Here is a 26,861-nt window from a genome sequence, read left to right as displayed (position 1 = left end):
TACAAAAGAATAATTGACGCAGCCAAGGCTTGCCGAAGGTTCTTAGCTTGAAAGCTTGCGACTGGTCTTTATCTAAAATTCAGTAAATCTTTACCTCTTTACCCCACATCTCAAGTTTATCTAATATTTGTTTGATATTCCCATTCGTTTTATGTACTTCCCGCAATAATGCGATTTGGGCTGAATACTCATCAAAAGTAACACCCCCACTACAATTATTCTGTGTCAGGCGTTGTAGACGCATATTTCTCCAATGCTCCATTTCTTCAGGCGTCAATGTTTCCGGCCAGTTTCGAGCGCGGTAGCGAAATAGTAACTTGGGGAGTCGTTCATCATGAAAATTAAATTTGTATTTCGCCAGTTCTTGCGGCGAAGCTTGCCGTATCTGCGCTAATAAGGCAGCATCTGCATTGTTCAAAAAGCCTTCATATAGGGCTAAATCGACATCACTGGAAGGTTCAAATTCGTGATTGGTATATGCAGTGGCTACGCGCTGGAAAAAATCAGGGACTGCGCATAAGGTTTGCCAGTGATCGTGGCACTTATCCAGATCAAGTGCGATACGCTCTGTAGTCTTATGATCAAGCGTATTACGTGGTGCGAGTGCGGGGCATTTGTTGATTTTTATCGATTTAACCGGCAGCCGTTGCATTCCTTCTGGCAATTCGTCGTTGCGGGTAAACAACAATTTGTTCAAGCTATTTACATCCAGTGATAGGAATATATCCGGGTTATGGCGTAAATCATACACAAGTACGCTGTTGTTGTTGCCGGGTTCCAGGATCAACGGCATGACCAGTGAAGTGCAGCCTGTTTGGGTCGGATACATACGCGTTGTGTGCAACACCGGATTATGGGTAGTTAAATCAAGTTGAGCTGCGGCTTTTCGCTTATCACGCAACTGTAACAGCCAATCGTACAGGCGCGGTTGCTTCATGCGCAGTAAGCGTGCCAAGGAAATGGTCGCACGCACATCGGATAAAGCATCATGTGCGGATTCATGTAGAATACCGTTGGCAGCAACCAGGTCCTCCAGACGAAAGCTGGGCTGACCGTCTTCATGCCGTGGCCAGACGATACCGGCTGGGCGTAGCGCATATGTCATACGCACCAGATCAATAATATCCCAACGAGAATTACCTTGCTGCCATTCGCGTGCATAGGGGTCATAGAAATTGCGATATAGCGTAAAGCGCGTGATTTCATCGTCAAAGCGCAGCGAGTTGTAGCCGACACCGCAAGTGTTCGGCTGCGAAAGTTCGGTATGAATTTGTGCTATAAATTCTGGTTCTGGCAACCCTTTTTCATTAGCGAGTTGCGGCGTAATACCCGTGAGCAAACAGGCTTCTGGATGCGGCAGGAAATCGCGGGCTGGCTTACAGTAAATGACGAGTGGCTCGCCAATTTCGTTCAGTGCTTCATCTGTGCGAATTCCGGCAAATTGTGCCGGCCGATCGCATCGAGGGTTGGCGCCAAACGTTTCATAGTCATGCCAATAAAATGTGATGGGCATTGTGCTGTGCTGTTGAATCAGAGAAACTACGATCTAGTAAAAACGTATTGTGTAGCTAGCTTGTTGTGTAATTATAGTGATATTTTACAGAAAATTTTTTACCTCAAAAAAGGAAAACATACGATGACACGTCAACTTATTAGTTCAGGTTCCACCTTTGAACAGGAAATCGGCTATTCACGCGCGGTGGTCGAGGGAAATTGGATTCTGGTATCGGGTACTACCGGTTTTGACTACAATAAAATGACCATTTCTGACGATTTGCTCGAACAGGCAGAACAATGTTTTAAAAATATCGATATGGCATTGAAGCAAGCTGGATCGAGTATGAAAGATGTAGTGCGTGTTACATACGTGTTTCCAAATGCTGAAGATTTTCCCAAATGCTGGCCAATCATGCGTAAGTATTTGGGTGATGTCAGGCCATCGGCTATGATGTTGGCGGCTGGTTTGTCCGATTCACGTATGAAAATTGAAATTCAAGTTACAGCGCATCGTGATCGTGACTGATTATCGGATACGAATATAGTGATTAAAATCTGAGAATTTTTTCGCACGCTGTTTTCGATTCATTGTTCTTAAAATCTTCTGCCTAAGAATTTGTCGAGCTATGCCGTTAAGCTCTTCATGCTATTCAAAACAACTCGAAGTTTTATTTTCATCAGCAATAAAAATAGAGCTTCAAGTTACAACACTTTGAAGTAATTACTTTTTGAATTGATCTGGAGCCGATTAATCATGGCAGCAACTATCTCCGCGCGAGCAGAAAAGGCAGAAAAGAAAATCAAGCAGTATAACTATTTGTGGGAAGGTAAGGATCGATTCGGCAAAGAAGTTAAAGGCGAAATGCGTGCCGCCGGAACCGTTATTATTACTTCTGCATTGCGCCGCCAGGGTATTAAAGTTACTAAAATTAAAAAAGCACCCTCTGGTGGAACGATAACTGATAAAGATATTACTTTATTCACGCGCCAGCTGGCAACGATGATGAAATCAGGGGTGCCACTATTACAGGCTTTTGATATCGTTGGGAAAGGACATAGCAACCACGCGGTTGCCAAGTTGCTTCTAGATATAAAAGCAGAAGTGGAAACCGGTAGTAATCTAGCGAATGCATTCCGGAAATACCCGCTCTATTTTGATTCATTATTTTGTAACTTGGTAGAAGCAGGGGAAGCGGCGGGTATTTTAGATGGCTTGCTAGATCGCTTGGCTACATATAAGGAAAAAATCCAAGCAATTAAGGGAAAAATTAAGTCGGCGCTTTTTTATCCTATTTCAATTATTGTAGTTGCGTTTGTTATTACTGCGGTCATTATGATCTTTGTAATTCCCGCATTCAAAGATTTATTCGAAGGGTTTGGTGCTGATCTGCCTGCACCGACGCTCATGGTGATGGCTGCCTCGGATTTTTTTGTAGCCTATTGGTGGGCAATTATCGGTGTTTTAGGTGGGGGGGGATATGCGTTTTTTTATACCTGGAAACGCTCAATACCAATGCAGCGTTTTATGGATCGCTCGTTACTAAAAATTCCTGTTTTTGGCGAAATCATTCGTAAAGCGACAATTGCACGTTGGTCTCGAACACTTTCAACTATGTTCGCAGCAGGAGTGCCTCTAGTGGAGTCATTGGATTCTGTAGCCGGTGCGGCAGGCAATTATGTTTATTATGAAGCTACAAAAAAAATTCAATTAGAGGTGAGTACTGGCAATAGTTTGATGTCTTCTATGACAAACAGCGAAGTATTTTCTAGCATGGTTATACAAATGGTTGCCATCGGGGAAGAATCCGGTTCTCTTGACTCAATGCTCGGTAAAGTGGCTGATTTTTATGAAGCAGAGGTCGATGATGCGGTGGCCGCACTTTCCAGTTTGATGGAACCAGTTATCATGGTGGTGTTAGGAACACTGATTGGCGGTATGGTTGTTGCAATGTATTTGCCCATTTTTAAAATGGGCATGGTGGTCAGTTGAGTCAACACGAACCCATTCTATAATTTCGCTATTTCAAATTATTTATGACGACATTTGTTGCTCAGTTACAGAATGAGCCTTTTTTATGGATTTCGTTGGTTTCTATCATTGGATTAATGGTTGGAAGTTTTCTCAATGTCGTTATCTACCGACTGCCGGAAATGATAAAGAGAGACTGGCTGCAACAATGCGCGGAATTACGTGGAGAAGCAGCCCCAGCATTTACAAAATTTAACCTAATGATTCCCCGCTCTGCTTGTGTTCATTGTGGGCATAAGATAACAGCTCTGGAGAATATTCCCATTATTAGTTATCTTGTGTTACGTGGGCGCTGTGCTCACTGCAAAAAACATATTTCTTTGCGTTATCTTTTTGTTGAAACTTTGACAGCATTGATGAGTGGTTTCGTTGCTTGGTATTTTGGTTTTAGCTTATTTACACTAGCTGCTTTGATTTTTGTTTGGGCGCTAATTGTCCTGGCGATGATAGATCTGGATACACAATTATTGCCGGACGATATCACTTTGCCGCTATTATGGTTAGGTGTTTTGATTAACTTAAACGATGGTTTTACTGATATCCATAGTGCAATTATTGGCGCAATTACTGGTTATCTCTCATTGTGGTCAATTTATTGGTGCTTCAAGTTGGCAACAGGTAAAGAGGGGATGGGATATGGTGATTTTAAGTTGCTTGCAGCAATTGGTGCGTGGCTAGGGTGGGAGATGTTGGCTGTCGTTATGGTTTTCTCGTCATTAGTGGGTGCCGCTGTAGGTATTGGCCTAATCATGCGTGCTAAACTCAATAAGAACACGCCTATTCCGTTTGGTCCTTATCTAGCGGGTGGAGCTATGATTGCTTTATTTGTAGGTAATGATATCAATCAACTATATCTTGGTTTATTTTAAGTTATGGCTTTTGTTATTGGCCTAACGGGTGGTATTGGGTGTGGTAAATCTACTGTCAGCAGATTGTTCGCTGACTTAGGGGTTATGATTGTTGATACAGATGTTATTGCGAAGAAATTTACTGAGGTCAATGGATTAGCTGTTAATACGATTCGTGAGGCTTTTGGAAGCAGTTTCATTAATTCTGTCGGTGCGGTTGATAGGGTTAAAATGCTTGACTTGATTTTTTCCGATAATAATGCGCGAGCTCGGTTGGAGAAAATTCTGCATCCTCTTATTCTTAGAGAGGTAACAATTCAAATTGAGCAAATCACTGAGGCTTATATTATTATTGTTGTGCCGCTATTATTTGAAACGCATGATTATGACAATAGTATTGAGCGTATCTTAGTAGTAGATTGCAATGAATCTCTTCAGTTGTCACGTACCATGACGAGAAGTCGATTGTCAGAAGAAAAAGTGAAAGCAATTATGGCAACACAAGTAACAAGGCAGCGACGCTTGTTGCTAGCTGACGATGTTATTGTTAATGACCATGATATCGATTCTTTGAAGAAACAAGTGCATGCTTTACACAAAAAGTACTTGGCTTTTGCCAAGAGAAAATAAGCTTAGGTTAGAGTAAATTGTCCAGTTAAATTCTACGTTCGTCATGCAACGCCAAAGCTCCCCTGATGGTTTATCAGAAACAAAGAGTAGTTGGATGAGAAGATCTTAAAAATAGCTCTCATCCGTTCCTGAATCTCCAGACAGAAAATCCTAAGGGGCCTTTTCCATTTATAACTAGCAAGTTACAGCAGGATTAGACCATCACCAGCAAACAGTATGTTTTGATATTCATTGCTGTTTGTCGCAGTTATAAACAAATCGCTTCTTTGAGACAGGTTTTGGTCAAGTTGGTTTGTCCAGTAATTCAAACTATCCCCTGTCAGAGATTGGCCTAGGGCAGCCTCACTAAGTTTAACAACAAACTGCTGATTGGATAACGCCCCCCAATTTTCTTGGTAGCTGCTGGTTTGCGTGAGTAACTGCGAGTACTCGCTGACCGTCAAGTTTGATGATGCAAATTGATTAAGCTGTGTCCAAAGATCTGCTTCTTTGTCCATAAGACGCGTAATACCGGCTACTTGCTTCAACGTTTGTGCATCCAGGTTTGCAAAATCCATATTGAGTGTCTGATCGGAAAAAGCAATTTTTTCTACACCTTGCAAATCATTGGTGGCCTGACCATCATTCCGTTCGATTTTGATGGAGCCGTTTCCAGTTAACGAGATATGATGCGCGCTAAGCGTTTCCACCATAGGAACGATATCTGTTCCATTACCGCCATCGATAAAATTATGCCCATACCCACCCGCCAGGATATCATCCCCAGATCCGCCATACAGCGTATCATTACCGCCATCCGAAGACATGCCGATTTCACTGATCGAAAGATCCTGTGTTAATTGTAGGTTCCCGTTGGAGTCGCTTAATTGAGTAGTCAGGTTTTCATGATTTGCCAAATACAAGAGTATTTCGCTCCAACTACCACCCCCATTCAGAAATTCTATTCCTGTATTTACAAGATCGTTATTCGTGCTACCTGTACCCCAAACATAATCGATCAATCGAGATAATTGTGCTTCAATGCTCAGATGAGACATGTCGCCTGAAATAGAAAGATAATACTCGTAAGCAATTTGGCTTGCTTGCATAGCAGATAGATTTTGTGAACTCCAATAATTCATTTCGTCGGTTGTCGGTAACTGATGCGTGACTGCTTGATACAAAGTGGCTATGGTTTTAAGCTGTTGTGTGTCTTGATATACAAAAGCGACACGATCATCATTGGTGATGTGATCATTACCAAAATACCAGTTTGTCGATACTGGATCTGCAAGTGCCGAATCCAGTGGATGCAATGTTGACAACAGATTGCCCTGGTTATCCAGAGAGAAAGTGATGTTTCCGGCATTACTGGTTTCACCTTGGAGCAAATCGTTGCCATCGCCGCCATATAGAGTGTCATCACCTTCACCACCGACCAGATGATCATTGCCATTATCACCAAATAATTGATCGTTTCCGCTCCTTGAGCCGATGGTGTCATTGCCGTCCCCGCCGTGCAATACATCATCTTCCGCACCCAGTACGATGAATTGGTCTGCGCCATCAGCCACTACGAAATTTCTTCCATTTCCCCCGACAAAACGACCACTGCCTACAATAATAGCGAATTCAACACTATCGAGTTGGATCACGGTACCTTCAGGCAAATTACGAGTATCGATAACTAGCGCTTCCTGGCGCAACGGGGTAATCGGATCGTCTTCGCCGGTTCCAAATGCGCCGGTAACGATGATGGGATCATTGATTGCCTGGCCAGCCCTAGAAGTGAAAGTGATGGTACGCACGGTTACCTGATTTTCATCTGTTACCGTTCCGACATATTTGTCGATACCATCTTGTAGAATACCGTCGAAAACTTGATCAATGCTAACTTTTGGATGTGATGCTGTGATCAAACGCTCGCGTAAAGTCATGTCCCCATGATTGGTAGTCGCTTGTGAGGTGAGACCCACTCCGGTAGGGAGGCTTGCCAGAATTAACGGCTTACCAGTTTCATCAACGATTAATGGAATATCTGCGCTAGTAGCATGCTGTGTGTTGCTATCTTCAATGCGCGATGTGGTGATGATTGGCACTGTCATTGTGGTTACGGTTGTACCGCCACTGTTTGTAACGGTGGTGTTAACTGCGACACCATCAACGGTGGATGAGGTTGTTCCCGATCCATTGTTACCCGAAGGTACGGTCTGGACATTTACTGAGAATGCAACATTCGCTGCTTGGCCACCGTTCTCCGATAACGCAAGATTAAAATTACGTAAGCCAGTAGTAGCACTCTCAAAACCAATGCTATTAATCAATTCGGAAACATTGGTTGTTGTCGCATTGCTATTGAATGTGATGGTGAGTGTGTTGCCATTTTGACCATTGTTCGATGCATGTACGGTACCGATAGCTGTTCCGCCGACGGTAATGGTTTCACCTGCTGCAATAGCATTATCACCGCCGGAAGCGACATTGGTGCCAATCAGCGAGAATTTACCGTCAGCGGTACCGGATGTGGTAGTGATGATCAGAGTGCCGCCGTTGAAATTGGTTGCATCCCCGTCGGTAATAGTGACTGCTGTACCTGTATCGATCAATACTGCCTGATTGGTCGTTGTCGTGGCGGTATCGCCATTCAAATCGTTCAGAACAGGTATGTCGTTCACTGCATTGACCGTGACGATCAGCGGTGCGGTTTGCAGCGTACCGAATCCAGTACCGCCATATTCGACGACATAGCCTTGTATGGAAGATATACTATGCGGAAAGTCGTTCCAAAAACCGCTTGCTTGGAAGTGAGCATAATCTTCTTCGCCCAGATTATTGGGTTCAGATGTATCCCAGTGACTATATCGCCCGTTTATTGGACTTCCATTAGCTGTTCCTGACCAGAACTGCGTATTTGCCTCGGGTCCGGTTACCCAGCGCCAATCGCCTTCCGTGGTCGCATCACTGGCACCCATCCATCCCGTACCACCCAGTTTAGGGGTGATAAAATCATTTTCCTGTTGCGAAGTAACGGTCGCTAAGTAACCATTCAGACCATACAGCGTACGGTTTTCTGCGGCAGCTTTGGCATCTGTCCAGGTCATTCCGGGGGCGCTAACGAATTCGTAATAATGACCATTGCTCGGGTTATAGAACTTTCCGGTCTCATCGACAGAATAATCATGCCAAGACACACCGTTATCGTCACTGACTTGTATCGTCAAATCATCCGTTCCGGAATATTCTGGATCACCTTGGTAGGTCAGGCTGTTAAGGGCTGTGTTCAGATTGGCAATACTACCGCTAAATTGCAGCATACTGCCAGACATCGTACCGGTAATACCCGTTGTTGTGTTCAGCGTCAAGGAACCATGATTGGCAACTATTTTGACAGTCAATCTAGCCGGATTATCGGCATCGCTGACTGTAAATCCATTAATATTGATCGGTGTATCCTCATCGCCCGATACCGACGATCTTCCACTGATCACCGGGGTGTTGATGTTGGATGCATCCAAGTAATCGATTATCAGGTTTGATGCAGTTGAATCCTGGATTGCGGATGCAGCATTGTTGGTAAAATCCGTATCGGAAAATGTCACCGTTAGATTGGTGATATTGTCAAGATCGGTATGCGCAGCAGCGTTGCCAGTGAGACTTAGTGTTGCTGTAGTGTCGCTGGTTCGGAGTAACGAAGCTAACAAGCCCGTCGGGACATTACTGACCGTTCCCAAAGGATTGCCATTGGTACCGGTGAATGTGTCTTCTACAAGCGTTATAGTGATGTTATTGCTAATTGAACCGTCATCCGCACCATTTTCGGTGAAGGTGGTTGCACTGTATGTCAATCGTGGATCGACATTCACTGCAGTAACTGTAAATGTTGCTGGGGCCGAGGTACTTGTAGCATCGCTTGCCGTCACACTGAAAGTACGAGTTGTGTTGGCTGCTGGTGAATCCGAGGTATTGTTGAACTTGAGCGCGTCCAGTAAAGATTCATAACTGGCAATCGGTGCGGGGGTAGCTGTGCCACCGGCGCTGTTTAAACTGGTAAAGAGGACTGTGCGCGTTCCAGCAGTATCTGTAAGCGCATAGCTAAATACGGTATTGTTGTAGGTTACTTCACCCGTTGCAGTGGTGCTCGTGATATCGATTTGGGTGACGCCAAGACGCAGCTCGTCGCCGGCTGTTATTTCGGAAGTAGGTAAGCTGACTTGAAGATTGTCTAAGTTCGGCGAATCCAGATCGCCCAGATTGGAGGCGCCTGTCGAGAAGGATACGGCAGCACTGCCATTGTCAGGGCCGGCCACTTCAGTAAATACTGCTGTGTTATTAACGCCACTCTGCGATCCATTCAAATCAACCAATGGCGGCCCTGGCTGTAAAAACAAAGTGTCTCCTGCCAGATCAATTTGAAAGTTATCGAGGGCGGTCATGCGTGAGCCTTGGGCTGAGAAAAACACGTGCAAGGTATTGGCTGCACCTACGGATGTATTGGTTACGGCCGGCCCCACCCGGTTTGGGTCGGCCATATTATCGGTCATGCTATGTTCGGTAAGGAGTGATCCTACAACTCCGGCTGACGTTGCATTATAGATTTTGAGATCTAGATCATATTTATCGTTTCCGATGGCTTTGACTGTAAAGAAGAATTTGTACCAGCTTCCGTTAGATGCTATACCGCCGTTATTCCAACGAATTGGTGTATCGGTGGTAGCTGGGGCTCCTGTGATCCCGATAGGGCCATTATTTAAAAAACCACCGCCACCGCCGTGGAAAAAAGCACCGAAATGCGAACCACCTGGCGCGCCGAAGCTTCCGGTATTGGAATCTTGATTCTGTATTGAAAAACCTATTGCGCCATAACCACCACCACCTGTGCTTTGGAAGAATGCCGAGGCTACATATTCACCACTATTAGAAATCGTATAACCTTGCTTGGTGGTCCATATCTGATCTGATCCTAAACTGATCGAAACACCCGCAGCACCATTGAGTCCCGCAGTATTTGATCGAGTAAATGTTCCAGTAGCTGGGTTACTTTGTGTGAAATTATCGTTCAGGCTTGTGGTAGAAGTGAAGTCTTGCAGTACGCTAGTAGCCATCAAATATTCCTCTAAAATAAAGCTTGATCTAAATTGCTTGATTGAGAGACATCAAAAAAAAACACTCATTTGTAGAAGAAATATATTACTGATACTTTTACATCATGAAGCCTGGAGAAAGTAGTTTTTTCCCCCTTAATTTGATGAAATTAAAACTGTTTTATCAAGCTAGGCGAAACTCAGCCGATCAGATATTTTGTGAATTCGATGATTCGATGGATATATGGGATAGCCTGGTGATCGGTGCTTTGAACATGATGATTACCCGTCCAGGTCCCGTTGATAGAGTTTGAAAAATCTTTCTAGTAAATAGAAAGAGTCAGTTTAAGAGTAATTGGGTTATTTGCTGTACGTTGTCAAAATAGACACGGTATTCACCCGAATTAGAATATTCTGTATATGCTTGTTTCCACCACAAGGTAGCATTTTGTAAAATTTCCACTCGAACTTAACGCCGCAGGTGAGATTGCTAACAAACTGTACTCTCTCAACCAGAGCTATTTTTCTGCGCGGTCTCCATTAATTTAAAACCATAATCAGTGTTGTTGTTCCACCAACGCTGTTATCTTGCTAAAAATTAATCAAGTATGAAACAATTAGCGAAGCAAACTTCAAATTGAAATAAGCTAGAATGTTTATTTGGTGTATTTGCTAGCATTAAGCTAAAGATAGTATCTGTTTTCACTACATATATAATTGATAAAAATTACAGTCATGAGGTACTTATGACATCGGGAGTAGAGGAGTAAATTGTGCAATTGATCACAACCATTTTAATATCGCTTGGCGCCATCTTATTTCTTTCCGGAGTTGCCGTTTATGCCCTATTGGGAATGCAACGCATCAATACGATAAAAATATTCGGAAAAAGCCATCAACTGTGGCGGTTTGTTATCGTCACCGTTGGTTCTGGTATCGCATTAATCGTTCTCTCAGCTTTATTAAACAAACATGTTCTTTATGAATCTGCAGATAAATCCATACTGTTAACAGAAACGTCTGATAGCCTAAAATATGAACTGAAATCGATTCTGGCGGGATTGAAAATTGATACGCCAGAGATCACAAATGCAATCAAAAGATTTCAGTCTGAATATTTGGCAGCATTCCAAGATGACAACGAAAAAACGATGGAATTACTTTCTTTAGAGATGTCTTATCGAATCAGAACAGCTTTGGCAGGTCTGGAATACCCAGAAAAACAAATCGAGCGAGAGGTTGAGCAGATCATGAATTTGTTAAAACAGCAGCAGTCTAAGAAATAGGTTGTTAATTCAATTATTTTAATAAGGTATGCATACATGAAAAAAATAACTCATCTATTTTTTATCGCTTTGATGGTATTTATTACTTCCTCGGGAACAGTCTTTGCGGAACAATATGCCGATAAAGTTGTGGATAAATTAGGGAATGGTCTTGCCAATGCAGTGACTGGCGTGGCTGAGATACCTAAAACAATGAACATTGTCGCACACAGAGATGGTGTTATTCACGCAATGACGATCGGTTTGTTGACAGGTCTGGCGAATGCGGTAGGGCGTTCATTAAGCGGTGCTTTTGATATTGCGACCTTTTTAATTCCAACGACTCCTTTTGTGAAGCCGGCTTTTATTTGGAATGACTTTGACCGGGAAACGACTTTTATCGAAGGCCGTATGCGTTAATTTTTCTAACGTTAAGAAAATACCATCAAAGCTGCCGGAATATTTTTCCTGGAAGTTACAGCAAAATCGATAGCAGAATACCCGGAATACAACTCCGCTATTCTGCTAATTTTCCTATTGAAAGAAGAACTCGGACGGTGACTCGTGTTCACCTGCTAATCGGCTTGTACCGTATGCGCTTCGGTTTGGCACCTTCTTCACCCAGGCGTTTTTTCTTGTCAGCTTCGTATTCTTGATAGTTACCGTTGAAGAAAGTCCACTGCGAATCGCCTTCGGCAGCCAGAATGTGCGTAGCGATACGATCGAGGAACCAACGATCGTGCGAGATGACCAACACGCAGCCGGCAAATTCCAATAATGCGTCTTCCAATGCACGTAGCGTTTCCACATCCAAATCGTTGGAAGGCTCGTCAAGCAGTAATACATTACCGCCTGCAATTAAGGTTTGCGCCAAATGGAGTCGGCCGCGTTCCCCGCCAGAAAGTTGCCCGATGATTTTTTGCTGATCGCCGCCTTTGAAATTAAATCGTCCCAAGTAAGCGCGGGCGGGCGTAGTGTATTTGCCGACAATTAAGTTATCGTTACCGCCGGATATGGCATCGAACACGGTTTTGTCATTTTCCAGCGTATCACGTGCTTGGTCGACGTGCGCAATTTTCACCGTCGGACCGATTTTCACTTCTCCGGAATCGGGTTGTTCCTTGCCGGTAATCAGCTTGAACAGAGTCGATTTACCCGCGCCGTTCGGGCCGATGATCCCAACAATTGCGCCGGGCGGTACCTTGAAGCTCAAGTGGTCGATCAATAAGCGGTCGCCATACGATTTGGAAACACCGTCAAACTCAATGACTTCATTACCGAGGCGCTCCCCAACCGGAATAAATATTTCTTGGGTTTCATTGCGTTTCTGGTATTCCTGGGAATTCAATTCGTCGAAGCGAGCCAAGCGCGCTTTTGATTTTGCCTGACGTCCTTTCGGGTTTTGTCTCACCCATTCCAGTTCCTGCTTCATCGCCTTCATATGCGCATCAATCTGCTTGTTTTCCTGCTCCAAGTGGGCCTCTTTTTGTTCCAGCCAACTGGAATAATTACCTTTCCAGGGAATGCCATGGCCACGATCGAGTTCTAAAATCCATTCGGCGGCATTATCGAGAAAATAACGATCATGCGTGACAGCAACGACGGTGCCTGGAAAACGCACTAAGAATTGTTCCAACCATTCGACGGATTCGGCATCTAAATGGTTGGTCGGTTCATCCAGCAACAGCATATCCGGTTTTTCCAGCAACAGCTTGCACAGCGCAACGCGGCGTTTTTCTCCCCCTGACAAATTTTTAATGATCGCATCCCACGGCGGCAAGCGTAATGCATCTGCAGCAATATCCATTTGATGCGAGCTATCGCTGCCCGCAGTGGCAATAATCGCTTCCAGACGCGCCTGTTCTTCTGCCAGTGCATCGAAATCGGCGCCCTCTTCAGCGTACGCAGCATACACCTCATCCAGTTTTTTCTGTGCCTGCATCACTTCACCCAAGCCTTCCTCGACTTCCTGTCGGACGGTATGGTCGGGATTCAATTGCGGCTCTTGCGGTAAATAACCGATACGGATATTCGGTAGGCGTTGCACTTCGCCTTCGATTTCAGTATCAGCTCCCGCCATGATTTTAAGCACTGTGGATTTTCCCGAACCATTCAATCCCAACAAACCAATTTTGGCTCCTGGAAAGAAGCTTAAAGAAATATCTTTGATGATCTGACGTTTGGGCGGAACTACTTTGCTCACGCGGAGCATCGACATTACATATTGAGCCATGAATTTAACCGTCGTTTAAAAGGATAAAGGAAAAATACGATAGATCAGAGTGTAGCGCACGTCAAAGCGCAAAGAAAGTCGTCACACACGGAATCACCTTCAGTCGCTTACGCGGTCAATTGACACAAACTTATGATGTTCGTCAAAAACTAATTCAAATGTACCGTACACACCATGACTTTGTACCACGGAACGCAAAATATTCGCCGGAAAATGAATGATTCGTCCATCGGTTGTTTTCGCGGCTACGGTATCGACATTACCTTCGTAATAATACAAAAGCTGATAGGCTGGAATTTTGAGAACAACGTGCAAACGCTGATGCATGGGCAATCTCTCTACTTTACAAAATACTAATCACTAACGCTAATGGTACTAACCGATTTTGTGTTCCTGTATACTTAAAACTACTTTTGAAAGGTTTCTATCATAACCGAGATATATTTAAAGGATTTGTAGTATTGATATGCTTCATATGACTTTTCAACGCTTATTACGCGGTGTTAGTGCAAATCGTGAAGCTAAATATTGGAAAGAAGGAATTTTTTCATGGGATGATCTTGAAAGATACCTATCTCCGCAAGATAACCTCTTTTTCGATCAAGATCATCTTTTTAAAAATGCAAGAACTGCTTTTGAAGTTAAGGATGCTGCTTACTTCTCAAATCTTTTAGATCCTCGAGAACACTACAGAATTCCATTATCCTTCCCGGAAAAAACACTTTTCCTCGATATCGAAACTACCGGATTAAGTCGTTATTACGATGCTATTACCCTGGTTGGATGGTTCTATCAAGGAAAATATAATAGTTTCATTCAAGAAGGAGACGAGCAACCACTTAGATCTGTCTTATCAGATGCTTGCGCTATCGTGACTTTTAATGGCTCGATGTTTGATCTGCCTTTTCTTCGAGTAGGCCTTGCTGATCTACCGATCCCGCCGGTTCATATAGACCTGAGATTCCTTGCTAAAAGAGTAGCACTTTCTGGTGGTCAGAAAATCATAGAAGACAAGGTCGGTTTTAAAAGACCATCTCATTTAATTGAAATTAAAGGTGAAAGCGCACCGATACTCTGGCATCAATATCGCAGGGGTGATTTAGAAGCTCTCAAACTTTTAACTCAATATAACTATTGCGATATTTTGGGCATGAAATTTATTTTCGACAAAGTTATTGAGTTAATAGCAAAACAACAAAATTTACCGCATCAGATTAGCAAAAAGTTTCCAAAATTTTTTAACCGCAAGGAATCCTTATCAACCAATAAAAGATCAACCCACAGTCTATTTAAAGAAATCAGTTTTTCGCCCTATAAAGGCGATTCTGGACCGAAAATCAAGTATGAAAGCCTTTTTGCCACGAAATCAAACTCGCTAAAAGTAGTAGGCATTGACCTTACAGGTTCTGAAAATAAACCATCAGGCTGGTGTTTATTGGATGCAACAGAGGCAACAACCCGTCTTATAGCAAGCGATGAAGATTTAATCTTAGCTACTTTAGCAGCACAACCAGATATTGTGTCGATTGATTCACCTTTATCCCTACCGCAAGGCAGAATTTCGGTTCATGATGACGATCCAGGCAGGCATCAGTACGGAATCATGCGTTATTGTGAGCGGGTATTAAAAAAAAGAGGAATCAACGTTTATCCTGCACTTATTCCCAGCATGCAAAAACTCACTGCGAGAGGCATACGATTGGCCTCACTATTACGCAGCAAAGGCGTACCTGTAATCGAGAGCTATCCAGGAGCGGCGCAAGATATTATGGGAATCCCGCGAAAGCGCGCCAGTTTGGATATGCTTTGCGAAGGTCTTAAAGAATTCGGAATACACGGTGATTTCCTCAAGGAACAGCTGACGCACGATGAGCTTGACGCAATTACATCTTCAGTAGTCGGTGCCTTTTTCTGGAGCGGAAAATTTGAGGCGCTGGGTGTGGAGGGTGATGAAGCGCTCATCATTCCAGACTTAAATGCTAATACAAGTACTTGGTGCAATAGGAGAGTTATCGGGATCAGTGGCCGCATAGCAGCTGGCAAAACGACACTTGCCAGATATTTTGAAACCCATGGTTTTTACTATATCCGCTACAGCATGGTATTAGCACAAATAATGCGCGAACAGGGTAAAGAACCAACTCGAACGGCTTTACAGGAATTTGGAGATCAGATATATAAACAAATTGGGCAACGCGAATTGGGCCGTAAGCTTTTGGAAAACTTGCCTCAACAAGGCAATATTGTCATTGACGGATTGAGATTCTCTGATGATCATGCTTTTTGGATCGAAACATTCGGGCCAGCTTTTTATCACGTCCATTTGGAAGCTTCTGCAAAATTACGCAAAGCACGATTCGAAACTCGCGAAACTAATAAATTATCGTTTGAAGAAGCCGAAGCGCATCCTGTTGAGCAACAAGTTTCAACACTGCGCCCATTAGCTCATGAGATATTTTCTAATGAAGGAAAAATTCAATCTCTTTATTCAAAAGTAGATCATTTAATTATGCATCACATTTCGAGACTAACATGCCAGTAACAGTTATCGTGGGCGGTCAATTTGGCTCTGAAGGAAAGGGCAAGGTAGCACATTTCTTTGCCAAAGAAATGGGTGCATCCGTTGCAATCAGGGTCGGGGGACCAAATTCCGGACATACCGTAATTTCTGACAATGGCCCGATAATTTTCAAACAATTACCCACGGCAGCCATTTTGCCAGATGTTCAATGTGTTTTACCGGCAGGGAGTTATCTCTCACCTGCGATTTTGTTTGAAGAAATGCAGCTTGCAAACCTCGCACCTTCCCGCCTTACGATTGATCCCAATGCAGTTGTAATTACCAACGATAATCTGACCGAAGAAAGGAATTCCAATCTTGGAACAGCGATCGGTTCCACGCAAAGCGGCACGGGCGCAGCGGTTTCTGCACGAATCAACAGGCTTGGGAATGTTAAGCTGGCACGAGATGATGAAAGCCTCAAGCCGTTTGTAAGACCGGTCACGCCTTTTCTACGGGAACGATTGAATAAAAACGAACGAATTATCGTTGAGGGTACGCAAGGATTCGGTCTGTCGGTGTTGCATACCCGGGATTATCCATTTGCAACCAGCCGGGATACCACCGCTGCAGGATTCGTTGCGGAAGCCGGGCTAAGTCCGTTAGATGTTGATGACATTATATTGGTGATCAGAACATTTCCGATCCGGGTAGCCGGTAACTCAGGGCCGCTTCCTAACGAATTTTCCTGGGAAGAACTGACTTCTGATTCCGGCTCTGAGTTGCCAATTATTGAATATACATCGGTTACAAAAAATATGAGACGGGTCGCGCGATTCGATCCGGAAATCGTACGCCAAGCGATCCTATACAATAGACCGACTCGCATTGTCTTGAATCACCTCGACTACCTCGATATAAGAAATACAGCTTTTCGGAATTACACCCCAGAAGCCTTATCTTTATTGCGATATTTTGAAGAAGAAATCGGATGTCATATCGCGTATGCTGGGCTTGGGCCTGATCATTTGATATCAATACAAGATTGCATGAAATTGGCATGAGCGAAGATTATTCTCAATTTGACTTTGTAGATGAAAATGATGAGAAAGAGGCCAAGAAACGCTTTTTAAAGTTTTCATCTACAGATCCTTTTCCAGTGGAAATACCTCCAGCTTTGTTAAATTCAGGTGATATTGAAGACTATGCTCGTATTACGAGCATGATCTTTCCGTTTGATAAAAATAAACTGAAGTCAGCTTCTTATGAAATTGATTTCTTAGGTGATGTTTATTATGTAAATGAAGAGACTGGCAAAGTAGAAAAGGAAACTCTTGCAAAAGGTGAACCATTTACACTGAGAAAGAATGTTATAGTTTTTATTTTTACTAAAACTAAATTTTTTCTACCGGATTATATAGCCATCCGATTTAACTTGAAGATTACACATGTACACCGGGGATTATTACTAGGTACTGGACCACTAGTGGATCCCGGTTTTGCCGGCCAGCTATTAATCCCACTTCATAATCTGACTTCTGAAGACTATATTCTACATGGTGGAGATGGCTTAATCTGGGTTGAATTTACAAAGCTGTCCCCTCATATCAAATGGAACTCTTCTGCGAGAAGTGGTGCTGAGTATCGTTCTTTTCCGACTAATAAGCAGAGTCTCCCTGCTTATGAATATTTCAAAAAAGCATCGAGTGGACGTCCAGCTAGTAGCTCAATCCCTGGTGAAATCGCAAATGCAAATAAATTTATAGAAACAACCAAAACTATTGGTAAAGTTGTTGGTGGCTTGGGATTAGTGGGATTTCTGGCTTTAATTTATATGACCTGGGATTTAATCTCGAATGCCAACCAGAATATTGCGACTGCACGTGATGAAATTACAAGTTTTAGTAAAGATCAAACAGAATTGAATAAAAGATTAAATTTTTTGGAAGCTCAAATTAAATCTCTTGTTGGATCATCAAAGAAAGAAAGTAAGGGACTAACAACTGAAAATTTAGATTTAAACAGCCAGATTACATCAAGTGAAAATGAATTATGATACTCATCGCATTGAGATATGTGGTGGCATTGCTTCGGGTAAAACTACACTTGCTAATTTATTAGGAAGATCGAATATCAACCCAATTCTGGAAAGTTTCCAAACCAATCCATTCTGGCGTGCTTTTTATGCCGATCCTGTAGGCACTGCTTTTGAAACCGAAATTACATTTCTTTTGCAGCACTATCATCAAATCAAATCAGCTCAGAACAGTAAAAACCTAATCGCGAGCGACTTTTCCCTATATCTTGATCTTGCCTATGCTTACGTTACATTGCCGCAAAACAAACGAGAGGTTTTTCTTTCTGTTTACCGAGAAGTCGAAAAAGAATTAGGCACCCCCGATTTACTTATTCACCTCAAATGCGATCCGAAAATTGAATTACAGCGGATTCGAGAACGGGGAAGAGATGTCGAGAATGCGATCACTATTGAATATTTACAGCAGATAAATATTCAACTAGAGAAAATTCTCAATGAGAAAGCTCATCTTCATAAGCTGCTCGTCATTGATAGCGGTCTACTTGATTTTGCACACGATGAAGAGGTTCAACAGTCGATTCTCGATCAAATCAATGACAATCTTGCTTTGAAACGTTCTGGGTATGGAAAGATCAATTGAAATTAGCTTCTAATAACAAATAGATCGTTCTTTTTCAGAACCCCTCACGCTCTTCCAAATAACGCCATTGTCCTTCCGGTAAATTGCCCAGTGTGACCTGGCCGATGCGTACGCGTTTTAACCCTATGACTTTCAGATTGACGAGTTCACACATGCGGCGTATTTGACGCTTTTTGCCCTCATGTAGGATAAACCGTAACTGATCTTGATTTTGCCAGCTTACTTGCGCGGGCTTCAATGCCTGACCATCCAAGCTCAAACCATGATTCAGCAACGCCAGTTTTTCCCGCGGTAAAACACCTTCAACCCGCACCAGATATTCTTTTTCGATATTAGAATTCTCACCGATCAATTGCTTGGCAATGCGTCCATCCTGTGTCAGCACCAGCAAGCCTTGCGAATCGATATCCAACCGCCCCGCTGGCGCCAGATTTTTTAAATGTGACCGCTGGAAGCGTTTGGTAGCTGTATGATTGGCAAATTGGTTTTCCGGCTTGATCAGTACAATCGCCGGTTCATATCCCGGTTCGGGTTGCCCGGAAACATATCCAATCGGTTTGTTGAGCAAAACCGTCACCCACTGCGTTTGCTCCGATTGCGCGGCTTTATTCAAGGTGATTTTTTGAGAAGGATGGATTTTTGTGCCCAACTCAGAAATTTTCTCGCCATCGACAAATACCCAACCCAATTCAATGAAGCGATCAGCCTCGCGGCGCGAGCACAATCCTCGTTCAGACATCAATTTCGATAAGCGTATTTTTTCCATGCGGCGTTGCAATCTTAGAGAGATAAAATACCAATACTAGATTGGCATTACGCTTATTATAAATCGAATCCGCGAGTCATTTTTGACATTGACAGAAACTATGCGAGCATTTTCGTAGCAATGTGACGAAAGTTACAAAATCAGCATCTTAGGGGATACTATATTGGATAATTTTTTGAGAGTGGCGTAAGGCAAATCGATATACTCATTTGCTCCATCGCAGTATTTGATTAATTTTCAGCTATGGAAAGCTCTATAAATGATTATTTGCTAATTCCAAAATAATTTTAATTTCTACGAATTCTATTCCCAATAGTGCTTACTTCATTACATCGGGATTGTAACTGAACGAGGATTTCCTGGTAATCCTTTGCAAGGAATTCTGATAAAACTTAACACACAAGCCATGAAGATATCCGTAACGAAGGGTCTATCTAAATCAATTTCTTCGCAGACACACGACCTCAATGCCCTCGCCCATTTGGGGCGAGGTAGTTCATCGAACTATTGAATTCAAATAAATTTGAATTTTTATATCGATTGTTTATGAAAAATACATCGATACAATAATCAAGGCCGCTGCTACTGCACCTATTAGAGCCAAATTGAAGCCTAATTTTTTAAATGTACTAACATCTTCTGGTTCCAGCATACTCATTATTACCCCCAATATTCATTAGTGGAGATTGAATTTTTAATCAAATTAAAGCCTTATTTATTGATTTATATCAATTGATTGTAGAGTTTCTCCTGACACTTATCTAAAAAGGATTCAATTAATTAGTTCAGTTCGAGTAATCTATAGCACTTGATTCAGTGTTTTGGATGAATGAATTGACAACCGTTCCGTAGCTTATGACCGAATGAATCCAAGACTCATTCCGAATGACGTAACCGTTTGATGCTATAGTGGATACCTTGCCGATTGGAAACTGTCGGAGAAGTGTGTACTTTGTTCTTTGTTAGAAACAAACCTAATTGCTCATCATACGCAATGCCATTCGTACAATTGGCTGAAATTCTGAATTTAAATAATCGCTGTTTGTTAACTTAACTTATTTATTATGAATGATATTCCTCTTGGCGTACCCCCAACCGATCGACCGGCTCGTAAAAGAATTTTCAAAAGCGCCGCAGAAAAAGCCGGATTGCCACCTGGTGCCCTGGTTCATGTCGGCAAGGAGCATGAGTTAAGTTGTAAAATATCTGTCACGCAATATTCCAAAGATACCCTGATACAACGTGAAATTTATTCGATTACGGAATTAGAGCAATTTAAAAATGAGCAGTTGATCACTTGGCTCAACGTAGATGGTCTAAGCGACATAGATACAATCGAAAGCATCGGACAGTTTCTTAGTATTCACCCGCTTGTACTCGAAGATATTTTAAGCACACATCAACGCCCCAAGATAGAAGAATACGATAATTTCTTGTATCTTGTTATCAAAGATATTGAAATAGGCTCTAATCAGGAATTTGGCTTGCAATATGAACAGATTAGCGTGCTTTTATTAGCTAATTTCGTGATTACTTTCAAAGAAAAGACAGACGATACATTTACACCGGTATACGGGCATTTAAAAAACCGGAATAGCCGCATCCGGCAGTACGGTAGCGATTACTTAGCTTATGTCATTATTGATACCATCGTCGATAAATATTTTGCTATCGAAGAATATCTGGATGAAATGCTAGGGCCGCTGGAAAACAATATTTTTTTTAACTCGGATACAAATTTCTTACAGACCATTCAGCAAATTAAGCGAAACCTGATTTTTATGCGCCGTAACATTGCGCCTGTGCGGGAATTATTGGCCGCAGTGCAACGCTCGGGTTCCGATTTGATTCACGAAAAGACCTTTCGCTACTTTGGCGATGTGTACGATCATGTACTACGTGTTATGGATTCACTAGATTCTTTTCGCGATAGAGTTTCTGACATGCATGATATCTACTTATCCAATATCAGTAACAAAATGAACGAAACCATCAAGATTTTGACTATTTTTACTTCAATTTTTATACCGTTGACTTTTGTGGCCGGCGTATATGGCATGAATTTCGAGCACATGCCAGAACTGAAATGGCGCTGGGGTTATCCAGCCATTTGGGTAATTTTCATTTTCCTTGGTATTGTCATGTTCACTTTTTTTAGAAAAAAGAAATGGATATAAAGCTATGGAGATTATATCTGCGATTATTTTTTTCGAAAAACTACTTGCGTGCAATTTTTAATCTTTCAAGTAGTCTTAAAAATTCGACGATGATATCGAATGCGATTATTATTCTCGTCCGTTTTTAGCAATGGATATCGATAAAAAGCTATTGGGGGCAGGAAATGCCTACTGTCGGCGAATACTAATTGTATTGTTGAATTCGGCAGATCAATATTGGCAAAAATTACCTTGTAAGGAGAGAACTACAATGAATCTTCCGTTCCAGAGCGATACGTTCGGAAAACTAACTTTACGTCTTACCGTAGGGTTCTTGATGTTATTTCATGGCGTACATAAGCTATTCAATCCGTCCTCGCTTGATTTTATCGGTAAACGACTTGCTGATATGAATCTACCCCAAGTTTTGGCCTACGGGGTTTACGTTGGGGAGGTCATTGCACCGCTTATGATCATTCTTGGAGTATTTTCTCGGCTCGGTGGCTTATTTGTTGTTGGCAACATGATATTTGCAATAATGCTTGCACACCGCGATCAATTATATTCATTAACCGATCATGGCGGGCATGCACTGGAACTCCAGGTCTTTTTCTTACTGACAGGGCTTGTCGTATTTTTTCTTGGAAGCGGTCGATTTGCTGTTAAACCTGATTAAATACTTTACTTATGAGTTTTATCTCATAGTAGGACTGCGAGATTAGGGAATCTCGTGAATGACCAAAGTGGATTAACTTAACTTTGATTGGCATTATTTAGATCTTTTAGGCGATATTTAATTTGTTTGATCTAGCAGGGGCAGTGTATTGAAAACGTTTCGATGCGATTGTGGCAGCAGTTTGTATTTTGAAAATAGTCAATGTCTGGCATGCGGTCGTGTGATTGGATATTTACCTGATGCACAGCAATTAAGTGCTTTAGAACCATTAGACAAAAATAATTGGTTGGCTTTGCTGAATCGTAAGTCTTATCGTCAGTGCAGCAATTACAGTGGTTATCAGGTATGTAACTGGATGGTATCCGATAGCGACAGTAATAATCTCTGTATTTCCTGTCGTCTGAATAACGTTATTCCGAATCTGAGTGAACCGCAGAATATTATGCTTTGGTATCGCGCCGAACAAGCCAAGCGCCGGCTGCTTTACACATTATTTAGTTTGAATCTTTCTGTGGTTGGTCGTGAGCAAGATCCACGCAAAGGATTGTGTTTTGAGTTTTTGCAAGATGGAGTGCAACATGGAGAATTCGATAACAACGTAGGAGAAAGCCAGCACATTGTCGTAACCGGGCATTATTCAGGTAAGATCACAATTAATATGCGTGAGGCTGAGCACGGAGCGCGCATCGAAATGCGCGAAAAAATGAATGAGCGTTATCGCACTTTGCTTGGGCATTTTCGTCATGAGTCCGGTCACTATTACTGGGAACATTTAATTCATGGCACGGATAAAATAGATAGTTTCCGAGAGTTGTTCGGCGATGAGCGAATCGATTACCAGTCAGCATTAAGCGGTTACTACGAACACGGGCCGCCACCGGCATGGCAGGACGTCTGGATCAGTCCATATGCCAGTGCGCACTCTTGGGAAGATTGGGCTGAAACATGGGCGCACTATCTGCATATGGTTGATACGGTTGAGACCGCGCACGATTTCGGTTTTAGTATTCATGGCAGCGATATCTCGGCGGCTCCAAGTGCTGGTATGCAAATGAGCGAGGGTTATTTTACGCCCACTGTTTTCGATGTTCTGCTTGATGATTGGCGTCGATTGTCGGTTGCATTGAATGCGCTGAATCGCAGCATGGGACTAGACGATGCGTATCCGTTCGTGATCTGCGAAGCAGTGCTGAATAAGTTACAGTATATTCATCAAATTGTAACCGAAGCTAGTCGTCAGTCATCGTTGGTTTTTGCTCCCAGTCAAACCGGGGAAGCCGATTAAAGACACGCTGCAAACCTTCATTCCATCGTTTTTGCAGTGATTTGTACATGGGTGAATTGAGTGTGAGTTTCAAACGAGTCGGCTCTGATAGGCTATTGACTGTATAGATTGCTAGTTCCAACGGTGGTCCGACAGAAATATTGCTGCGAACTGTTGATTCGAGTGATACCAACGCACATCGTGCAGCATCTTCAAGCGATGTGGTAGGCGTGATAATGCGATCTAGGATTGGTTTTCCGTATTTATTCTCACCGATCTGCAGGTAAGGCGTTTCCAGCGATGCGCTAATATAATTACCTTGCGGATAAATCAGGTAAATTTCCGGTGGCATCCCCTCAATTTGTCCACCGAGGATAATGCTGGCTTCAGCATTACCATTCCCACTTTTCTTCATGGCGTCAGCGTGTTCCCGTTGTTCTGCTTGAAGCAATTGGCCGACGTAGCGTGCCACTTCATGCAGATAATTGCTTTTGCGTAGATTCATGGCAATATCTTTATTATCGAGTTCGACCTTTATTTGATTCATAACAGCCTGGGAAGTCGCTAAATTTCCAGCAGTGAGCAATATGCATATACGCTCGCCTGGCCAGACGAAAGAATGCATTTTGCTGTACGTGGTTACGTAATCAACGCCAGCATTAGTTCTTGAATCAGAAGCGAAGATTAATCCTTTGTTAACGCTGATCGCAAGACAGTATGTCATTGGTAAATAATTCCAAGAAATAGGGTGTTAATGTTTAATATGTTGTGGAGCGTGTTAGAATCGGCCTATTATAAGGATTTATACAAGATTTTGTAATCACGCATGAGCGTGAAACGGTAGGTATTATGGCTATTCGCTGGGGAAGTTATAAAGTCAAGAATCTATATGACGAATTGTTGCGTGCTACAGGACGACCACGTCCGGCTGCTCAGGCGTTGTGCGATTATTTACGGTCATTGAAAGATTCTGAAATCGAAGAACATAAAGTAGCTGCGGAATCCGCTATCCATGTGATGGGTGTTACATTTACCGTATACACCGAAGAAGAAGGTTCCATTGATCGTGTTTGGCCTTTCGATATTATTCCGCGCATTATTGATAGGCGCGAATGGCAACAAGTTGAAGCTGGTCTCAAGCAGCGTGTTCAAGCGTTAAACCTGTTTATCGATGATCTATATCATCAGCAGAAAATCGTCAAAGATGGTATTTTTCCGGCTGAGTTGCTCGAGGATTCCAAAAATTTCCGTCCTGAGTGTATTGGAGTCAAAGCACCGCTCGGGATCTGGGCGCATATTTGCGGTTCCGATTTAATACGCGATAAAGATGGTACATTCTATGTGCTTGAAGACAACCTGCGCATACCTTCTGGGGTTTCTTACATGCTTGAGAATCGGCTGGTAATGAAGCGGTTGTTTTCAGAGTTGTTCGAAAACTACAACATTTTGCCGGTAGACGATTATCCATCGCAATTGTACGACACACTGACGGCGTTATCGCCGCGCCCCGGCGATCAACCTGAAATTGTTGTGTTAACACCTGGGATTTACAATTCGGCATATTTTGAACACGCTTACCTAGCACAGCAAATGGGTGTGGAGCTGGTTCAAGGAAGTGATTTGACTGTCGAGGACGATATCGTATACATGCGTACGATTGAAGGATTGACCCGCGTAGATGTTATTTACCGGCGCATTGATGATTTATTCCTCGATCCTGAAGTGTTTAATCCAGATTCTGTGCTTGGTGTTCCTGGTCTGATGCGTGCTTGGAAGTCCGGTAAAGTGGCATTGGCCAATGCTCCTGGTGCGGGCGTGGCGGATGATAAGGTGGTCTACGCTTTTGTGCCAGAAATCATTAAGTATTACCTCGACCAGGATGCAATCCTACCCAATGTCCCGACCTATAAATGTATCAACAAACTGGAACGTCAGTATGTAATCGAAAACATTCACGAAATGGTCGTAAAGCCAGCTAATGAATCGGGTGGTTACGGAATGTTGATTGGTCCACAAGCCAGCAAAGATGAGTGTGAAAAATTTGTCCGCTTGATTCGGCGTGACCCTAGAAACTATGTTGCGCAACCGATGCTAACGTTATCGACCGCACCAACGTTGATCGATTTGCATGTTGAACCGCGTCATCTGGATTTGCGTCCATTCATTCTCAGCGGTGAAACGATTAATGTAACGAATGGCGGTTTGACGCGCGTCGCATTGCGTAAGGGTTCCACGATAGTCAATTCTTCTCAGGGTGGAGGCAGTAAGGATACCTGGGTCGTTGATATGGAGGCGATATGACGATGTTATCGAGTGTTGCCAATCGGCTTTATTGGATGGCGCGTTATCTGGAGCGTGCGGAAAACACTGCACGGTTGATCAATGTCTATACGCATTTGTTGCTCGATCTGCCCAAGCGTTTGCGATTAGGATGGGAACCTATTGTTGATATTACCAGTAGTCGAGATCATTTTTATAGCCTCTATGAAGAAGCGGATGAGCGCAACGTGGTCCGATTTATGGTTTCAGATGTTCGCAATCATGATTCGATTCTCAATGCATTGAATATGGCGCGTGAGAATACCCGGACGATTCGCGACATTATTCCCCGGGAGGTTTGGGAACAGGTTAATCTGCTGCATCTGAATTCCAAGTTGAATGCACGAAGCGTCGTTACGCAACAACGCCGCTATGATTATCTGCGCTCAGTTATTCTAGGTGTTCAGACAATTAACGGTATGCTATCTGGAACCATGACTCATGATGAATGCTATAACTTTTTGAAAATGGGGCGTAACCTTGAACGTGCGGATATGACAACGCGTATCATCGATGTCAGTTCCGCTACATTATTGCCAGATATGCCGGAAGAGCTGACGCCATTTCAGAATCTGCAATGGATGAGCGTGCTTAAGTCGTTAACAGCCTATCAGATGTATCGGCGTCAAATGCATCTGCGAATTCGCAGGGCCGACGTTTTAAAATTCCTACTACTGCAGAGAAATTTTCCACGCTCATTTTGTCATGCACTATACGAGCTTAGTGAGTGCTTGGAGGGTTTGCCACGTAATAATAATGTGTTGAATAGACTTAGCAATTTGCAAAAAAAACTACTGCAAGTACGGCTAGATGAGTTCCATCAACAAAAACTGCATGCGTTTATTGATGAACTTCAGCTAAGTATCATTCAGATTGACGACGATATCAGTCAAAATTATTTTTAATTTGCATCTTGCATGTGCTTTGACAAGGAAAGTAT

The 26,861-nt window shown here is 42.8% G+C and carries 22 protein-coding genes; 16 read left to right on the top strand and 6 right to left on the bottom strand.

The window, feature by feature from the left end:
- Positions 1-79: 79 nt before the first annotated feature.
- Positions 80-1,513 carry an exodeoxyribonuclease I gene (sbcB, locus tag W03_RS12435; RefSeq protein WP_244073643.1) on the bottom strand — a complete coding sequence of 478 codons (1,434 nt, stop codon included), beginning with the start codon at positions 1,511-1,513 and terminating at the stop codon, positions 80-82.
- 123 nt (positions 1,514-1,636) lie between these two features.
- Between sbcB and W03_RS12430 the strand changes: the two genes are divergently transcribed.
- From W03_RS12430 to coaE, 4 genes are all read left to right on the top strand, one after another.
- A complete protein-coding gene (locus tag W03_RS12430) occupies positions 1,637-2,023 on the top strand; it encodes a RidA family protein (RefSeq protein WP_244073642.1) in 387 nt (128 codons plus the stop codon).
- Positions 2,024-2,251: 228 nt separating this feature from the next.
- Entirely contained in the window at positions 2,252-3,487 is a 1,236-nt protein-coding gene (locus tag W03_RS12425; RefSeq protein WP_244073641.1) for a type II secretion system F family protein, read from the top strand.
- A gap of 44 nt (positions 3,488-3,531) precedes the next feature.
- Complete coding sequence (locus W03_RS12420; protein WP_244073640.1) at positions 3,532-4,395, top strand: A24 family peptidase; 864 nt, start codon at positions 3,532-3,534, stop codon at positions 4,393-4,395.
- 3 nt (positions 4,396-4,398) lie between these two features.
- Positions 4,399-5,004 (top strand): dephospho-CoA kinase, encoded by a 606-nt coding sequence (coaE, locus tag W03_RS12415; protein ID WP_244073639.1) that lies wholly within the window; start codon positions 4,399-4,401, stop codon positions 5,002-5,004.
- A gap of 182 nt (positions 5,005-5,186) precedes the next feature.
- On the opposite strand, the gene W03_RS13415 is transcribed toward coaE, so the two are convergent.
- The gene (locus W03_RS13415) at positions 5,187-10,085 is read right to left on the bottom strand and encodes a lectin-like protein (RefSeq protein ID WP_279600080.1); all 4,899 of its coding nucleotides are present in this window, start codon (positions 10,083-10,085) and stop codon (positions 5,187-5,189) included.
- 143 nt (positions 10,086-10,228) lie between these two features.
- Here W03_RS13415 and W03_RS12395 point away from each other — a divergent pair, with 143 nt between their 5' ends.
- The 3 genes from W03_RS12395 to W03_RS12385 all read left to right on the top strand — a co-directional run bounded on the left by W03_RS12395 (position 10,229) and on the right by W03_RS12385 (position 11,749).
- Complete coding sequence (locus W03_RS12395) at positions 10,229-10,378, top strand: hypothetical protein (RefSeq protein WP_244073638.1); 150 nt, start codon at positions 10,229-10,231, stop codon at positions 10,376-10,378.
- A gap of 459 nt (positions 10,379-10,837) precedes the next feature.
- Positions 10,838-11,350, top strand: coding sequence for a hypothetical protein (locus tag W03_RS12390; RefSeq protein ID WP_244073637.1), 513 nt, complete (start codon positions 10,838-10,840; stop codon positions 11,348-11,350).
- A 36-nt stretch (positions 11,351-11,386) separates the two neighbouring features.
- A complete protein-coding gene (locus W03_RS12385) occupies positions 11,387-11,749 on the top strand; it encodes an exosortase system-associated protein, TIGR04073 family (RefSeq protein ID WP_244073636.1) in 363 nt (120 codons plus the stop codon).
- Between the two features lie 148 nt (positions 11,750-11,897).
- Here W03_RS12385 and ettA read toward each other — a convergent pair whose 3' ends face one another.
- Positions 11,898-13,562 (bottom strand): energy-dependent translational throttle protein EttA, encoded by a 1,665-nt coding sequence (gene ettA, locus W03_RS12380; RefSeq protein ID WP_244073635.1) that lies wholly within the window; start codon positions 13,560-13,562, stop codon positions 11,898-11,900.
- A gap of 99 nt (positions 13,563-13,661) precedes the next feature.
- Entirely contained in the window at positions 13,662-13,889 is a 228-nt protein-coding gene (locus W03_RS12375; protein ID WP_244073634.1) for a DUF2835 domain-containing protein, read from the bottom strand.
- Between the two features lie 148 nt (positions 13,890-14,037).
- Here W03_RS12375 and W03_RS12370 point away from each other — a divergent pair, with 148 nt between their 5' ends.
- Genes W03_RS12370 through W03_RS12355 form a run of 4 tightly spaced genes read left to right on the top strand, consistent with a single transcriptional unit; the run spans position 14,038 to position 18,740 of the window.
- Positions 14,038-16,104: a dephospho-CoA kinase gene (locus tag W03_RS12370; RefSeq protein ID WP_244073633.1), complete on the top strand. Its 2,067-nt coding sequence runs from the start codon at positions 14,038-14,040 to the stop codon at positions 16,102-16,104.
- Positions 16,095-17,126, top strand: coding sequence for an adenylosuccinate synthetase (locus tag W03_RS12365; RefSeq protein ID WP_244073632.1), 1,032 nt, complete (start codon positions 16,095-16,097; stop codon positions 17,124-17,126). Before W03_RS12370 ends, W03_RS12365 begins: the two co-directional genes overlap by 10 nt.
- Positions 17,123-18,118, top strand: a complete 996-nt coding sequence (locus W03_RS12360) for a hypothetical protein (RefSeq protein ID WP_244073631.1) — start codon at positions 17,123-17,125, stop codon at positions 18,116-18,118. The genes W03_RS12365 and W03_RS12360 overlap by 4 nt, the downstream gene beginning before the upstream one ends.
- Positions 18,108-18,740, top strand: a complete 633-nt coding sequence (locus W03_RS12355) for a deoxynucleoside kinase (protein ID WP_244073630.1) — start codon at positions 18,108-18,110, stop codon at positions 18,738-18,740. The genes W03_RS12360 and W03_RS12355 overlap by 11 nt, the downstream gene beginning before the upstream one ends.
- 34 nt (positions 18,741-18,774) lie before the next feature.
- On the opposite strand, the gene W03_RS12350 is transcribed toward W03_RS12355, so the two are convergent.
- Complete coding sequence (locus W03_RS12350; RefSeq protein WP_244073629.1) at positions 18,775-19,506, bottom strand: pseudouridine synthase; 732 nt, start codon at positions 19,504-19,506, stop codon at positions 18,775-18,777.
- 1,064 nt (positions 19,507-20,570) lie between these two features.
- Here W03_RS12350 and corA point away from each other — a divergent pair.
- The 3 genes from corA (at position 20,571) to W03_RS12335 (ending at position 23,623) form a co-directional block, all read left to right on the top strand.
- Positions 20,571-21,683 carry a magnesium/cobalt transporter CorA gene (corA, locus tag W03_RS12345; protein WP_244073628.1) on the top strand — a complete coding sequence of 371 codons (1,113 nt, stop codon included), beginning with the start codon at positions 20,571-20,573 and terminating at the stop codon, positions 21,681-21,683.
- 250 nt (positions 21,684-21,933) lie between these two features.
- A complete protein-coding gene (locus W03_RS12340; protein WP_244073627.1) occupies positions 21,934-22,338 on the top strand; it encodes a DoxX family protein in 405 nt (134 codons plus the stop codon).
- 148 nt (positions 22,339-22,486) lie between these two features.
- Positions 22,487-23,623 carry a putative zinc-binding metallopeptidase gene (locus tag W03_RS12335; protein WP_244073626.1) on the top strand — a complete coding sequence of 379 codons (1,137 nt, stop codon included), beginning with the start codon at positions 22,487-22,489 and terminating at the stop codon, positions 23,621-23,623.
- On the opposite strand, the gene W03_RS12330 is transcribed toward W03_RS12335, so the two are convergent.
- Complete coding sequence (locus W03_RS12330) at positions 23,568-24,326, bottom strand: peptidase (protein ID WP_244073625.1); 759 nt, start codon at positions 24,324-24,326, stop codon at positions 23,568-23,570. The two genes, W03_RS12335 and W03_RS12330, sit on opposite strands and share 56 nt — an antisense overlap.
- A 125-nt stretch (positions 24,327-24,451) precedes the next feature.
- Between W03_RS12330 and W03_RS12325 the strand changes: the two genes are divergently transcribed.
- Entirely contained in the window at positions 24,452-25,903 is a 1,452-nt protein-coding gene (locus W03_RS12325; protein WP_244073624.1) for a circularly permuted type 2 ATP-grasp protein, read from the top strand.
- The gene (locus tag W03_RS12320) at positions 25,900-26,826 is read left to right on the top strand and encodes an alpha-E domain-containing protein (protein WP_244073623.1); all 927 of its coding nucleotides are present in this window, start codon (positions 25,900-25,902) and stop codon (positions 26,824-26,826) included. Before W03_RS12325 ends, W03_RS12320 begins: the two co-directional genes overlap by 4 nt.
- The last annotated feature ends 35 nt before the right edge of the window (positions 26,827-26,861 follow it).

The organism is Nitrosomonas sp. PY1 (genome assembly GCF_022836435.1).
In the GTDB taxonomy this organism is placed as follows: Bacteria; Pseudomonadota; Gammaproteobacteria; order Burkholderiales; family Nitrosomonadaceae; genus Nitrosomonas.
This window is presented reverse-complemented; position numbering and strand designations above follow the sequence as displayed.

Excerpts from the sequence above, each read along its gene's own strand:
- sbcB (WP_244073643.1), bottom strand. The coding sequence starts at position 1,513 with ATGCCCATCACATTTTATTGGCATGACTATGAAACGTTTGGCGCCAAC.
- W03_RS12430 (WP_244073642.1), top strand. The coding sequence starts at position 1,637 with ATGACACGTCAACTTATTAGTTCAGGTTCCACCTTTGAACAGGAAATC.
- W03_RS12425 (WP_244073641.1), top strand. The coding sequence starts at position 2,252 with ATGGCAGCAACTATCTCCGCGCGAGCAGAAAAGGCAGAAAAGAAAATC.
- W03_RS12420 (WP_244073640.1), top strand. The coding sequence starts at position 3,532 with ATGACGACATTTGTTGCTCAGTTACAGAATGAGCCTTTTTTATGGATT.
- coaE (WP_244073639.1), top strand. The coding sequence starts at position 4,399 with ATGGCTTTTGTTATTGGCCTAACGGGTGGTATTGGGTGTGGTAAATCT.
- W03_RS13415 (WP_279600080.1), bottom strand. The coding sequence starts at position 10,085 with ATGGCTACTAGCGTACTGCAAGACTTCACTTCTACCACAAGCCTGAAC.
- W03_RS12395 (WP_244073638.1), top strand. The coding sequence starts at position 10,229 with ATGAAATTAAAACTGTTTTATCAAGCTAGGCGAAACTCAGCCGATCAG.
- W03_RS12385 (WP_244073636.1), top strand. The coding sequence starts at position 11,387 with ATGAAAAAAATAACTCATCTATTTTTTATCGCTTTGATGGTATTTATT.
- ettA (WP_244073635.1), bottom strand. The coding sequence starts at position 13,562 with ATGGCTCAATATGTAATGTCGATGCTCCGCGTGAGCAAAGTAGTTCCG.
- W03_RS12375 (WP_244073634.1), bottom strand. The coding sequence starts at position 13,889 with ATGCATCAGCGTTTGCACGTTGTTCTCAAAATTCCAGCCTATCAGCTT.
- W03_RS12370 (WP_244073633.1), top strand. The coding sequence starts at position 14,038 with ATGACTTTTCAACGCTTATTACGCGGTGTTAGTGCAAATCGTGAAGCT.
- W03_RS12365 (WP_244073632.1), top strand. The coding sequence starts at position 16,095 with ATGCCAGTAACAGTTATCGTGGGCGGTCAATTTGGCTCTGAAGGAAAG.
- W03_RS12360 (WP_244073631.1), top strand. The coding sequence starts at position 17,123 with ATGAGCGAAGATTATTCTCAATTTGACTTTGTAGATGAAAATGATGAG.
- W03_RS12355 (WP_244073630.1), top strand. The coding sequence starts at position 18,108 with ATGAATTATGATACTCATCGCATTGAGATATGTGGTGGCATTGCTTCG.
- W03_RS12350 (WP_244073629.1), bottom strand. The coding sequence starts at position 19,506 with ATGGAAAAAATACGCTTATCGAAATTGATGTCTGAACGAGGATTGTGC.
- corA (WP_244073628.1), top strand. The coding sequence starts at position 20,571 with ATGAATGATATTCCTCTTGGCGTACCCCCAACCGATCGACCGGCTCGT.
- W03_RS12340 (WP_244073627.1), top strand. The coding sequence starts at position 21,934 with ATGAATCTTCCGTTCCAGAGCGATACGTTCGGAAAACTAACTTTACGT.
- W03_RS12330 (WP_244073625.1), bottom strand. The coding sequence starts at position 24,326 with ATGACATACTGTCTTGCGATCAGCGTTAACAAAGGATTAATCTTCGCT.
- W03_RS12325 (WP_244073624.1), top strand. The coding sequence starts at position 24,452 with ATGGCTATTCGCTGGGGAAGTTATAAAGTCAAGAATCTATATGACGAA.
- W03_RS12320 (WP_244073623.1), top strand. The coding sequence starts at position 25,900 with ATGACGATGTTATCGAGTGTTGCCAATCGGCTTTATTGGATGGCGCGT.